General features: G+C 34.4%; 13 protein-coding genes and 1 other annotated feature. All 13 genes read left to right on the top strand.

The annotated features are described in order from the left end of the window. The first annotated feature begins 7 nt into the window (after window positions 1-7). The 13 genes from tuf (at window position 8) to rpsG (ending at window position 13836) form a co-directional block, all read left to right on the top strand. Window positions 8-1201 (top strand): elongation factor Tu, encoded by a 1194-nt coding sequence (gene tuf / locus DY168_RS12900; RefSeq protein WP_115642097.1) that lies wholly within the window; start codon window positions 8-10, stop codon window positions 1199-1201. Between the two features lie 176 nt (window positions 1202-1377). Beyond that, window positions 1378-1527: a 50S ribosomal protein L33 gene (rpmG, locus tag DY168_RS12895; protein WP_084170488.1), complete on the top strand. Its 150-nt coding sequence runs from the start codon at window positions 1378-1380 to the stop codon at window positions 1525-1527. A 29-nt stretch (window positions 1528-1556) separates the two neighbouring features. Further along, a complete protein-coding gene (gene secE / locus DY168_RS12890) occupies window positions 1557-1793 on the top strand; it encodes a preprotein translocase subunit SecE (RefSeq protein WP_115642106.1) in 237 nt (78 codons plus the stop codon). 38 nt (window positions 1794-1831) lie between these two features. Then, complete coding sequence (gene nusG / locus DY168_RS12885) at window positions 1832-2353, top strand: transcription termination/antitermination protein NusG (protein ID WP_115642105.1); 522 nt, start codon at window positions 1832-1834, stop codon at window positions 2351-2353. A 73-nt stretch (window positions 2354-2426) separates the two neighbouring features. Beyond that, window positions 2427-2852, top strand: coding sequence for a 50S ribosomal protein L11 (rplK, locus tag DY168_RS12880; RefSeq protein ID WP_029451430.1), 426 nt, complete (start codon window positions 2427-2429; stop codon window positions 2850-2852). A gap of 64 nt (window positions 2853-2916) precedes the next feature. Continuing rightward, entirely contained in the window at window positions 2917-3606 is a 690-nt protein-coding gene (gene rplA, locus DY168_RS12875) for a 50S ribosomal protein L1 (RefSeq protein WP_115642502.1), read from the top strand. A 42-nt stretch (window positions 3607-3648) separates the two neighbouring features. Then, window positions 3649-3779, top strand: a sequence feature (ribosomal protein L10 leader region). A gap of 33 nt (window positions 3780-3812) precedes the next feature. Next, window positions 3813-4316, top strand: coding sequence for a 50S ribosomal protein L10 (rplJ, locus tag DY168_RS12870; protein WP_115642104.1), 504 nt, complete (start codon window positions 3813-3815; stop codon window positions 4314-4316). A gap of 55 nt (window positions 4317-4371) precedes the next feature. Beyond that, a complete protein-coding gene (rplL, locus tag DY168_RS12865; RefSeq protein ID WP_115642103.1) occupies window positions 4372-4734 on the top strand; it encodes a 50S ribosomal protein L7/L12 in 363 nt (120 codons plus the stop codon). Window positions 4735-5038: 304 nt separating this feature from the next. Further along, complete coding sequence (gene rpoB / locus DY168_RS12860; RefSeq protein WP_115642102.1) at window positions 5039-8812, top strand: DNA-directed RNA polymerase subunit beta; 3774 nt, start codon at window positions 5039-5041, stop codon at window positions 8810-8812. Between the two features lie 20 nt (window positions 8813-8832). After that, on the top strand, window positions 8833-12369 hold the full coding sequence (gene rpoC / locus DY168_RS12855; RefSeq protein ID WP_115642101.1) for a DNA-directed RNA polymerase subunit beta': 3537 nt from the start codon (window positions 8833-8835) through the stop codon (window positions 12367-12369). A 164-nt stretch (window positions 12370-12533) separates the two neighbouring features. Next, window positions 12534-12776, top strand: coding sequence for a ribosomal L7Ae/L30e/S12e/Gadd45 family protein (locus tag DY168_RS12850; protein WP_115642100.1), 243 nt, complete (start codon window positions 12534-12536; stop codon window positions 12774-12776). A gap of 68 nt (window positions 12777-12844) precedes the next feature. Continuing rightward, window positions 12845-13222, top strand: a complete 378-nt coding sequence (gene rpsL, locus DY168_RS12845) for a 30S ribosomal protein S12 (protein ID WP_115642099.1) — start codon at window positions 12845-12847, stop codon at window positions 13220-13222. Window positions 13223-13365: 143 nt separating this feature from the next. Continuing rightward, a complete protein-coding gene (gene rpsG / locus DY168_RS12840; RefSeq protein ID WP_029451419.1) occupies window positions 13366-13836 on the top strand; it encodes a 30S ribosomal protein S7 in 471 nt (156 codons plus the stop codon). Window positions 13837-13923 lie beyond the last annotated feature (87 nt).

Raw genomic sequence — 13923 nt, 5'->3', positions numbered from 1 at the left:
TTTACAAATGTCAAAAGCAAAATTTGAAAGAAGTAAACCACACGTTAATATTGGAACAATAGGTCACGTAGACCACGGTAAGACAACATTAACAGCAGCTATAACATCAGTATTAGCTAGCAGAGGATTTGCAGAAGCATTTAAGTATGATCAAATAGATAAGGCACCAGAGGAGAAGGAAAGAGGAATAACAATCAATACTTCTCACGTAGAATATGAAACAGAAAATAGACATTATGCACACGTGGACTGTCCAGGTCATGCTGACTATGTAAAGAATATGATTACAGGTGCAGCACAAATGGATGGAGCTATCTTAGTTGTATCAGCAGCGGATGGTCCAATGCCACAAACAAGAGAACATATATTATTAGCATCTAGAGTAGGTGTTGGTTATATAGTAGTATTCTTAAACAAGGCAGATATGGTAGATGATCCAGAATTATTAGAATTAGTTGAAATGGAAGTTAGAGAACTATTAAGTGAATATGATTTCCCAGGAGACGATACACCAATAGTAGCAGGATCAGCATTAAAAGCATTAGAAAACCCAACAGATGAAGTAGCTATTAAGCCTATATTAGACTTAATGGAAGCAATAGATAGCTATATTCCAACACCAGAAAGAGCAACTGATAAACCGTTCTTAATGCCAGTAGAAGATGTATTTACAATTACAGGTAGAGGAACAGTTGCAACAGGAAGAGTTGAAACTGGGATTTTAAAGGTTGGAGAAGAAGTAGAATTAGTAGGATTATCTGAAGACAAGAGAAAGGTAGTAGTAACAGGAGTAGAAATGTTCAGAAAGTTACTAGACCAAGCAATGGCAGGGGATAATGTAGGAGTTCTATTAAGAGGAATACAAAGAGCAGAAATAGAAAGAGGTCAAGTACTTGCAAAACCAGGTAGTGTAAACCCACACAACAAGTTTGTAGGTCAAGTATATGTACTTAAAAAAGAAGAAGGCGGAAGACATACACCATTCTTCGATGGATATAGACCACAATTTTATTTCAGAACAACAGATGTAACAGGATCAATCAAATTACCAGACGGAATGGAAATGGTAATGCCTGGAGATCATATAGATATGAATGTTGAACTAATCAATCCAGTAGCTATGGATGAAGGTTTAAGATTTGCTATAAGAGAAGGCGGAAGAACAGTTGGATCAGGAGTTGTTACTACAATAACAAAATAATTACATTGATATATAACTTAATATACTAGGACTGGGTTTAAACCCTAGTCCTTTACATAATTTTAACGTTGACATGAAACTTTAATTGTGATAAATTATTAAGGTAATGCGTAAAAAGGGGTATAAGAGCATAAAAGCTCTTATGGTTATATACGAAAATACTGGAGGTGCACAAGGTGAGAGTGAAGATAACTTTAGCATGTACAGAGTGCAAGCAGAGAAACTACAACTCAATGAAAAGTAAAAAGAATGACCCAGACAGATTAGAAATGCAAAAATATTGCAAGTTCTGTAAGAAGCACACACTTCATAAAGAGACAAAATAAGCGCTTAAAAACCTTAAGGATGTGAATTTATGGCTGTGGATGAAAAGAACAAAGTGGTTAAAAGCACAGGCAGTAAGGCGAAGCATAAAACTAGTTTCTTAAAAGAAGTTAAGTCAGAATTTAGTAGAATAACTTGGCCATCTAAAGAGGATGTTAAAAAGGCTTTTTTAGCGGTAGTTAGTTTTTGTTTCTTGTATATTGTCTTCATAGGCGCAGTGGATCTTTTATTTAAAAACCTCTTTAAGTTAATTTTCAAATTAAAGTAAAAAAAGGAGGTTGGAATGATTAATCATTCCTAAATATTATGAGTGAAAAAGCTAGATGGTATGTAGTACACACATATTCAGGCTATGAAAACAAAGTAAAAGCTAACCTTGAAAAAACTATAGAAAATAGAAACTTACATGATTTGATTCTTGATCTTCAAGTGCCTATGGAAGAATGTATAGAAGAAAAAGATGGTAAGAAAAAGGTTACTATGAAAAAGATCTTTCCTGGATATGTATTAGTTAAACTAATAATGACAGATGAATCATGGTACGTTATAAGAAACACAAGAGGCGTTACTGGGTTCGTTGGTCCTGGTTCTAAACCTGTTCCGCTTACTGATGATGAAGTAAATTCTATGGGGATAAATGAAACCCCTGTAACAGTTGACTTTGAAGTAGGCGAAAGTGTTAAAGTTGTTTCGGGGCCGTTAAAAGAATTTATGGCCACATTACAAGAAATTAACATTGAAAAGAAAAAGGTGAAAGCATTGGTTAATATGTTCGGAAGAGAAACACTAGCAGAACTGGACTTTAATCAAGTAGAAAAGTTAGACTAAATTTTAAATAGGTCTTAATTAAGTGGGAGGGCTTTAAAAGTCCGGTATAACCACAGTATAGGAGGAATAACTCATGGCTAAAAAAGTAACAGGAATGATAAAACTTCAGCTTGCAGCAGGAAAGGCAACACCAGCACCACCAGTTGGACCGGCATTAGGACAACACGGTGTAAACATAATGGGATTCTGTAAAGAATTTAATGCTAAAACAGCTAATCAAGCAGGAATGATAATACCAGTTGTAATTACTGTTTATCAAGATAGATCTTTCAGTTTTATACTTAAAACACCTCCAGCAGCTATATTATTAAAGAAAGCAGCTGGACTTGAAAGTGGATCAGGAGTGCCAAATAACACTAAAGTTGGTACAGTAACAAGTGAACAAGTTAAGCAAATAGCAGAAACTAAAATGCCTGATTTAAATGCAGCATCTTTAGAAACAGCTATAAGCATGATTGAAGGAACTGCAAGAAGTATGGGAATAGTTGTAGAAGGTTAATTATCGTAAATTAGTGGGAGGCTAAGACCGTTAGTACCACAAAGGAGGCATAACAATGGGAAAGATAGGAAAGAACTATATAGAGAGTTCAAAACTTATAGATAGAAACGCTTTATACACACCAAAGGAAGCTGTAGATTTGACTTTAAAAACAGCTAAAGCAAAATTTGATGAGACAATAGAATTACACGTAAGACTTGGAGTAGATCCAAGACATGCTGACCAACAAGTAAGAGGTGCGGTAGTACTTCCACACGGAACTGGTAAGCAAGTTAGAGTTTTAGTTTTCGCTAAGGGTGAAAAAGCTAATGAAGCTAAGGCTGCTGGTGCAGAATTTGTAGGAGCGGAAGATTTATTAGAAAAGATCCAAAAAGAAAACTGGTTTGACTATGATGTAGTTGTTGCAACTCCAGATATGATGGGTGTTGTAGGTAGATTAGGAAGAGTGCTTGGACCTAAGGGTTTAATGCCAAATCCAAAATCAGGAACAGTTACATTTGATGTTCAAAAGGCAGTTCAAGAGATTAAAGCTGGTAAAGTTGAATATAGAGTAGATAAGACTTCTATAGTTCACGTTCCAGTAGGAAAAAAATCTTTTGGAAATGAAAAGTTAGCTGAAAACTTCCACGCGTTGATGGAAGCTTTAGTAAAAGCAAAACCATCAGCAGCAAAGGGACAATATATTAAATCAGTATCAGTTTCCAGCACAATGGGACCTGGAGTAAAAGTAAATCCAACAAAAGTATTAGAATAATATTGACAAGTGTCGATATCTTTAGTATAATTTCATTTGTTGAAAATTAAATAAAGTATTCCGTAGACAGTAGGTGCGAGAGCATAATAGTTTAACTACCTGCCGAGGGCCCCGTAATAAGATATAATTATAGGTCTTCTCACGTCTGCGAGAGGACCTTTGTTATTTTAAAAAAGCAGTGAAAACTGTGAGGAGGTGGACACACAGTGAATAAGAATAGGCAATTAAAAGAAGCTAAAGTTTCTGAAATAAAAGAGAAATTAGAAAAAGCACAATCGGTGATACTTTCTGACTATCAAGGACTTACAGTTGAAGAAGATACAGAACTTAGACAAAAGTTAAGAGCTTCTGGAGTAGAATACAAAGTTTACAAAAACAAGTTAGTTACTCTTGCAGCAAAGGAATTAGGATTAGAAGGAATAACAGAATTCTTAGAAGGTCCTGTATCCATAGCTTTTGGGTATGAAGATGTAACTGTTCCAGCTAGAATACTTAGTGATTTTGCTAAGACACATAAAAAGATAGAATTAAAAGCTGGTATTGTTCAAGGTGATATATATGACGCTGAGAAAGTTAAACAACTTGCAGCAATACCACCAAAAGAAGTTCTTATTGCAAAACTTCTTGGAAGTTTCAAGGCTCCTTTATCAAATTTAGCATACGTGTTAAATGCAATTAAAGAAGACAAAGAAAATCAAGCAGCAGAGTAATTTAATCTTAAAATTAATAAAATATTGTTAATAGAAAATTCGGAGGTGTATTTAAATGACAAGAGAAGAAATAATTCAAGCTATAAAAGATATGAGTGTATTAGAATTAAACGAGTTAGTTAAATCTTGTGAAGAGGAATTTGGAGTTAGCGCAGCAGCTCCAGCAGCAGCAGCAGGTGGAGCACCAGCAGCAGCAGCAGAAGAAAAAACTGAATTTGATGTAATACTAGCAAGTGTTGGATCAGAAAAAATCAAAGTTATAAAAGCAGTTAGAGAAATAACAGGACTTGGCTTAAAAGAAGCTAAAGAAGTTGTAGATGGAGCTCCTAAAGCAATAAAAGAAGGCGTTTCAAAAGAAGAAGCAGAAGAAATCAAGACTAAACTTTCAGCAGTTGGAGCTACAATAGAAGTTAAGTAGTATCTATACATAAAAGAGACACTTTTTAATTAAAGTGTCTCTTTTTTAAAGTATACCTGTTGACGTGAAATATTTATTGTGATACTATTACTTAATGTACCGTTAATTATAGGGAAAAGTATAATTAACGATATTCAGGGGGAAGACACCCCAATAATAGTATGTTCAAAAATTTACAATATAATGATTTTTTTTGACATAACTGGTTATACTAATATGATAATGTCTGTGCAATCCAGAAGCAAAAGTCCTTAGGGATAGTATGTTTTTGGTTATTTTAGTTTATACAAGGGGTGAAAAGCTAATGGTACATCCTATCCAAGTCGGCAAAAGAACAAGAATGAGCTTTGCTAGAGTTAAAGACATAATAGATATGCCTAATTTAATAGAGGTACAGTTAGATTCCTATCAGTGGTTTTTAGATGAGGGACTTCAAGAAGTATTTAATGACATAAGTCCTATATCAAACTATACAGGTAATCTTGTCCTTGAATTTATTGGCTATAAACTTGATATGGATAATATTAAGTATTCTGTTGAAGAGTGTAAAGAAAGAGACTCAACTTATGCGGCTCCATTAAAAGTAAAAGTAAGGCTTCAAAACAAAGAAACAGGTGAAATTAAAGAACAAGAAGTATTTATGGGAGATTTTCCTTTAATGACAGAACAAGGAACTTTCATTATAAATGGTGCTGAAAGAGTAATTGTAAGCCAATTGGTAAGATCACCAGGGGTATATTATAATTATTCTGTAGATAAAAATGGAAAGAAGTTATATTCAGCTACTGTAATACCTAATAGGGGTGCATGGTTAGAATATGAAACAGATTCAAATGATATAATTTACGTAAGAATAGATAAGACTAGAAAGCTTCCGATTAGTGTTATAGCAAGAGCTATGGGATTTGCAAGTGATCAACAAATAATGGATTACTTTGGTGATGATGAAAGATTAAAGGCTACTATAGAAAAAGATAATACTAAAACAAGAGAAGAAGGCCTGTTAGAAATATACAAAAGATTAAGACCAGGTGAACCACCTACTGTTGATAGTGCAATGAGTTTAATAGATTCATTGTTTTTTGATGCAAAACGCTACGACTTATCAAAGGTAGGTAGATATAAATTCAATAAGAAATTAGCACTAAACTTAAGAATTGCAAACCAAATATCGGCATTAGATATAGTTCATCCAGAAACAGGAGAAATCTTTGTTCAAAAAGGTGAAAAGATAGACAGAGAAAATGCTTTAGCAATTCAAGATAGTGGTATAAATCTAGTAGATATAATTGTTGATGATAAAGTAGTAAGAGTTGCAGGTAATAACTTTGTTAATATAAATAAACAATTGCCTTTTGATATTGCGGATTTAAACATACGCGAATATGTTCATTATCCTACTTTAAGAGAAATATTAAATAATTATACAGAAGAAAGTGCAATTAAAGAAGAAATTAAAAAGAACATACATAGACTTATACCTAAGCATATAATTAAAGACGATATGTATGCTACTATAAGCTATCAGATAGGGCTTTTATATGGCATAGGAAATGTAGATGATATAGACCATCTTGGTAACAGAAGACTAAGATCAGTAGGTGAATTGTTGCAAAATCAATTCAGAATAGGTCTTTCAAGAATGGAAAGAGTAGTAAAAGAGAGAATGACTATACAAGATCCAGAAGGAATAACTCCTCAGGCTCTTATAAATATAAGACCAGTTTCAGCAGCTACAAAGGAGTTCTTTGGAAGTTCTCAACTTTCTCAGTTCATGGATCAAAATAATCCACTTTCTGAGCTTACTCATAAAAGAAGACTTTCAGCTTTAGGACCTGGTGGATTATCAAGAGAAAGAGCGGGATTTGAAGTAAGAGACGTTCATCACTCCCATTATGGTAGAATGTGCCCTATAGAAACCCCAGAAGGACCAAATATAGGACTTATTAACTCTTTGGCTACTTATGCAAGGGTTAATGAATATGGCTTTATAGAGACACCGTATAGAGTGGTAGATAAAAAAACAGGTATAGTAACTAGTGAAATTAGATACTTTACAGCAGATGAAGAAGATAATTATTTAGTGGCTCAAGCCAATGAATTATTAGATGAAGATAATATGTTCGTTGATGATAGAGTAACTGTAAGGATAAAAGAAGACATATTACTTGTATCAAGAAACGAAGTTGACCTTATGGATGTTTCACCAAGACAAATAGTATCTGTAGCAACAGCTATGATACCTTTCCTTGAAAATGATGATGCTAGTCGTGCTCTTATGGGTGCTAATATGCAACGTCAAGCGGTGCCGCTATTAATGCCTCAAGCACCATTTGTTGGAACTGGTATTGAATATAAAGCAGCATTAGACTCAGGGGTACTTCCAAAGGCTAGAAATGCTGGAACTGTATCTTATGTAAGTGCTAGTGAAATTAGAGTTAAAAGAGATTCTGATGGTGGAACTGACGTATATAGATTACTTAAATTTAAAAGGTCAAATCCAGGTACTTGCATAAATCAAAGACCTCTTGTTAACAAGGGAGAACACGTTGAACAGGGGTCGGTACTAGGAGATGGTCCATCAACAGACCTTGGAGAAATAGCATTAGGTAAAAATATAAGAATGGGCTTCATCACATGGGAAGGATATAACTATGAGGATGCTATGCTTATTTCTGAAGAGTTAGTAAGAGAAGATGTATTCACATCTATTCACATAGAGGAATATGAATGCGAAGCGAGAGATACAAAGCTAGGACCAGAAGAAATAACTAGAGATATACCTAATGTAGGTGAGGATGCGCTAAAAGATATAGATGAGCGTGGAATTATAAGAATAGGTGCAGAAGTAAGAGCAGGAGATGTACTTGTGGGTAAAGTTACACCTAAGGGTGAAACAGAACTTACAGCAGAAGAAAGGCTATTGAGAGCTATATTTGGGGAAAAGGCAAGAGAAGTAAGAGATACATCATTAAGGGTTCCTCATGGTCAATCAGGTATTATTGTAGATGTAAAAGTCTTTACTAGAGAAAATGGTGATGAGTTACCTCCAGGAGTAAACCAACTTGTAAGATGTTATATAGCTCAAAAGAGAAAAATATCTGTAGGGGATAAGATGGCTGGAAGACATGGTAATAAGGGAGTTATCTCAAGAGTATTACCAGAAGAAGATATGCCGTTTTTACCAGACGGAAGACCACTACAAATATGCTTAAATCCACTAGGGGTTCCTTCACGTATGAATATAGGTCAGGTGTTAGAAGTCCATCTAGGACTTGCGGCAAACAAATTAGGGTGGCACATAGCAACTCCAGTATTTGATGGTGCAAATGAGTATGATATAGAAGAGCATCTTATAAAAGCAGGCTATGATGGTGATGGTAAAACTATACTATATGATGGAAGAACCGGAGAAGCATTTGATAATAGAGTAACTGTTGGATATATGTATATATTGAAACTTGCTCATCTAGTTGATGATAAGATTCATGCAAGATCTACAGGACCATATTCATTAGTTACACAACAACCTTTAGGTGGTAAAGCGCAATTCGGAGGACAAAGATTTGGAGAGATGGAAGTTTGGGCTCTTGAAGCTTATGGAGCAGCACATACTCTTCAGGAAATCTTAACTGTTAAGTCTGATGATGTTGTTGGTAGAGTTAAAACCTATGAATCGATAGTAAAAGGTGAAAATATACCAGAGCCAGGTGTGCCAGAATCCTTTAAGGTTCTTATTAAAGAACTTCAAGCTCTATGCTTAAATGTAAAAGTTCTTAATGATAAAAAAGAAGAAATTAAATTAAGAGAATATACAGAAGAGGAACTTGAAGCTCTAGAGATAAATATAGAAGGAAAAGAAGATATACCAGTTATAAAAGCAGCTGATGAACTAGAAGGTAGTAATCTTCAAGAAATAGACGAAGAAAAAGTAGAAGAAATAGACGAATTAGAAGAAGTAGAAGTAGAAGTAGTAGTAGATGAAGATGAAAAAGACGATGAAGAAGAATATGATGAGTTACCGCTAGATGAATTCAAAAAAGAATTGCAACTAGATGATTTTGACGATGAAAACTAATTTTGAAGGGAGGATTACCCTTGATTGAATTAAATAATTTTGATGCCATGCAAATAAGTTTAGCTTCTCCAGAACAGATAAGAGAATGGTCTAGAGGGGAAGTTAAAAAACCAGAAACAATAAATTATAGAACATTAAAACCTGAAAGAGATGGCCTCTTTTGTGAAAGAATATTTGGACCAACAAAAGATTGGGAATGCCATTGTGGAAAATATAAGAGAGTAAGATATAAGGGGATAGTTTGTGATAGATGCGGAGTTGAAGTCACAAAGTCTAAAGTAAGACGTGAGAGAATGGGGCATATAGAACTTGCAGCCCCAGTATCTCATATTTGGTATTTCAAAGGAATACCTTCTCGAATGGGCTTAATGCTAGATATGTCTCCTAGGTCCCTTGAAAAAGTTTTGTACTTTGCGTCTTATATTGTTTTAGATCCTAAAGATACACCTCTTTTAAAGAAACAACTTCTTAATGAAAAAGAATATAGAGAAGCTATAGATAAGTATGGTGAGGAAAGTTTCTCAGCAGGTATGGGAGCAGAATCTGTAAAAGTTTTATTAGAAGAAATTGATTTAGTAAAATCAACTGTGGATTTAAAAGAAGATCTAAAGAATAGTACAGGACAAAAGAAAATAAGAATAATAAGAAGACTTGAAGTTATGGAATCATTTAAAAAGTCAGGAAATAAGCCAGTTTGGATGATTATAGGGGTAATACCTGTAATCCCACCAGATCTAAGACCTATGGTTCAATTAGATGGTGGAAGATTTGCAACTTCTGATTTAAATGATTTATACAGAAGGGTTATAAATAGAAATAATAGATTAAAGAAACTATTAGATTTAGGAGCACCTAATATAATAGTTAGAAATGAAAAGAGAATGCTTCAAGAAGCAGTAGATGCATTGATAGATAACGGTAGAAGAGGTAGGCCTGTAACGGGGCCTGGAAACAGACCACTTAAGTCTTTGTCCGATATGCTTAAAGGAAAACAGGGTAGATTTAGACAGAACTTACTAGGTAAGCGTGTTGACTATTCTGGAAGATCAGTTATTGTTGTTGGACCTGAACTTAAAATGTATCAATGTGGTTTGCCAAAAGAAATGGCACTAGAACTTTTCAAACCTTTCGTTATGAAAAAACTAGTTGAAAATTCTTTGGCACACAACATAAAGAGTGCTAAGAGAATGGTAGAAAGAGTAATGCCACAGGTATGGGATGTACTAGAAGAAGTTATTTCAGATCATCCGGTATTGTTAAACCGTGCACCTACACTGCATAGATTAGGAATTCAAGCATTCCAACCAGTCCTAGTTGAAGGTAGAGCTATAAAACTTCATCCTTTAGTTTGTACAGCTTATAATGCTGACTTTGATGGAGACCAAATGGCAGTCCATGTACCTCTTTCTGTTGAAGCCCAAGCGGAAGCAAGATTTTTAATGCTTGCTGCTGGAAATATTTTAAAGCCATCAGATGGTAAGCCAGTATCAGTTCCTACACAGGATATGATATTAGGTTCATATTATTTGAGTTTAGATAAAGATGGAGAAATAGGTGAAGGAAAGATATTTATATCACCAGAGGAAGCTATTATGGCTTATGAAGTTAAAGAAATTTCTTTACATGCTAAGATAAAAGTTAGGATGACTAGAGAAATTAATGGTGAAATGAAGCAAGGAATAATAAATACTTCTGTTGGTAAACTTATATTTAACGAATCTATACCTCAAGATTTAGGTTTTGTAGATAGAACTTTAGAAGAAAACTTGTTTAAACTTGAAGTTGACTTTTTGATAGATAAAAAGGCTCTTGGTCGCATAGTTGAAAACTGTTATACAGTTCATGGACCAACGCAAACATCAGTAATGCTAGATGAAATCAAAGCAAAGGGATATCATTATTCTACTATTGGAGCTATTACAGTTTCAGTATCTGACATGGTTGTTCCTGGACAGAAAGCTGAATTACTTAAAGAAGCAGAAGAAACTGTTAAGAAGATAGAGAAAATGTATAAAAGAGGATTTATTTCTGAAGAAGAGAGATATGAAAGAGTTATAGATAAGTGGACTAAGACTACTGAAGATGTAGCTAATGCTCTAATGAATAACTTGGATAGATTTAATCCGATATTTATGATGGCTGATTCTGGAGCAAGAGGTTCTAAGAGTCAGATAAAACAGTTAGCGGGTATGAGAGGTCTTATGGCCAATCCATCCGGTAAAATCATAGAACTTCCAATTAAAGCTTCCTTTAGGGAAGGACTAGATGTATTGGAATATTTCATATCAACTCATGGAGCTAGAAAAGGTAATGCTGATACTGCTCTTAAAACAGCTGACTCAGGATATCTTACAAGAAGACTTGTTGATGTTAGTCAAGATGTAATAGTAAGAAATGAAGATTGCAGAACTAAAGATGGAATCTATGTTTCTGAAATTAAAGTTGGAAATGAACCTATAGAAGAATTAAAAGAAAGACTAACAGGAAGATATTCTGCAGAAGATATAATAGATCCAAAAACTGCGAAGGTTATAGTTAAAAATCATACTTATATGACTGGTGAAATAGCAGGAAAAGTACAAAGTGCTGGGGTCAAAAAAGTAAAAATAAGATCAGTATTTAGTTGTGATTGTAAAGTAGGTGTTTGTGCCACTTGTTATGGTATGAATATGGCTACTGGACAAAAGATAACTATAGGTGAGGCTGTAGGTATAATAGCAGCTCAATCCATTGGTGAACCAGGTACACAGCTTACAATGAGAACTTTCCATACCGGTGGAGTTGCAGGAGCCGATATAACTCAAGGACTTCCAAGAGTAGAGGAGCTATTTGAAGCTAGAAAACCAAAGGGATTAGCTACAGTAGCGGAAGTATCTGGTACAGTTAAAATGGAAGAAACAAAGAAAAAGAGATCAATAATTATAGTTACAGAATCAGGTGAGGAGATCACTTATGAGATTCCATTTGGTTCAAGAATGAAAGTTAGTAATGGAGACTCAATTGAGGCTGGAGATGAGATAACAGAAGGGTCAGTAAACCCACATGATGTTATGAGAATTAAAGGACTTGAAGGAGTTAGAGAATATTTATTGTCAGAAGTTCAAAAGGTATATAGATTACAGGGTGTTGATATAAATGATAAGCATCTTGAAGTTGTAGTAAGACAGATGACTAGAAAGGTTAAAGTATTAGAACCAGGAGATACAGACCTTCTACAAGGAACTATGATAGATATATTTGATTTTATAGAAGAGAATGGAAGGGTTAAAAAAGCTAAGTTAGAAGAAGCTAAGGGAGACCAAGTACTTCTCGGAATTACAAAGGCGGCTTTAGCAACAGATTCCTTCTTATCAGCAGCATCCTTCCAAGAAACTACAAGAGTATTAACTGATGCAGCTATAAAAGGTAAAATTGATCCGTTACTAGGACTTAAAGAAAATGTAATCATAGGAAAACTTATCCCTGCTGGTACAGGTATGAGTAGATATGGATCAGTAAGATTAAATACAGAAATTGATGTAGAAGAAAAAGAGCATGTTAATACATTAGAAGATTAATTAATTTTATTGACATGGCATAATGAAAATGATAAAATATAGCTTGTGTGATTTTATAACAAGGATATTTTAAATATTACATTAAATTTGTTTACATGAGTTTTTCGGAGTGAAGCCTAGGCTTCACTCCGGGTTTAATTTTAAATTTCAAGGAGGTAACCCTCATGATAGACAGACTTTTAGGAAAAAAGGTCGTAGGCATAAAGCAAGTTACAAAAGCATTAAATAACGACCAGGGGTTAAAACTATATGTAGCAGAAGATGCAGATTCAAAAATTACAATACCTATAGTTAGCATAGCTGAAGAAAAGAACATAGAAATAGAATATATTCCCACCATGAAGTACTTAGGTAAGATGTGCGGAATAGAGGTAGGTTCAGCAGCTACTTTAATCCTAAAAGAATAATTAATTAGCTATTATCTTAATTTTAATAGAATACCAAAACTACTTTTTAAAATATAGGAGGTGAAAACATGCCAACAATTAGCCAATTAGTAAGAAAAGGCAGAAAGACAACAGCAACTAAATCTGGGTCACCAGCTTTAAAAAACTGTCCACAAAAAAGAGGTGTATGCACAGTAGTTAAAACTACTACACCAAAGAAGCCTAACTCCGCACTTAGAAAAGTTGCAAGAGTTAGATTGACAAATGGTTACGAAGTATCTGCATACATTCCAGGAATAGGACACAATCTACAAGAGCATAGTGTTGTTTTAATAAGAGGTGGAAGAGTAAAAGACCTTCCAGGGGTTAGATATCATATTATTAGAGGAGCTTTAGACTCAGCAGGTGTAGCTAACAGAATGCAAAGTAGATCAAAGTATGGGGCTAAGAGACCAAAGCAAAAATAATTTTGCTTAAATCTGGTGCTATGTCTTCGTGTTTACATAGATTTATAAACGTAAGTTTATATAGATTCCGGAGAACAGAGCACTTTGCGGCGTAAAGCCGAGTACCAATGAACTTAAATATTTATGTTAAGGAGGGAAGAAAAGTGCCAAGAAAAGGACATATAGGAAAAAGAGAAGTTTTACTAGACCCTTTGTACAACAGTGAAGTTGTTACAAAGCTTATAAACAGTATAATGTTAGACGGTAAAAGAGGAGTAGCACAACAAATATGCTACGACGCATTTGATATAATTGCAGAGAAAACAGAAAAAGATGCTTTGGAAGTTTTTGAAACAGCTATGGCTAATATAATGCCGTTACTAGAGGTTAAAGCTAGAAGAATAGGTGGTGCTACTTACCAAGTACCAATGGAAGTAAGACCAGAGAGAAGACAAACATTGGGAATAAGATGGTTGTTAATCGCTTCTAGAAAAAGAGGAGAAAAATACATGAGGGAAAGATTAGCAAATGAGTTAATCGATGCTTCCAACAATACAGGCGCTGCAGTTAAGAAAAGAGAAGAAACACATAAAATGGCTGAAGCTAATAAAGCATTCGCTCATTACAGATATTAACATAAAACTGTTTTGGCTTTTGCCAAAACAGTTTTATCAGATTTAATTACTAATTTACTCAGATTATATGCTGAGAGGAGGAATATA

Source organism: Clostridium putrefaciens, from assembly GCF_900461105.1.
Taxonomy (GTDB): domain Bacteria; phylum Bacillota; class Clostridia; order Clostridiales; family Clostridiaceae; genus Clostridium_L; species Clostridium_L putrefaciens.
This window is presented reverse-complemented; position numbering and strand designations above follow the sequence as displayed.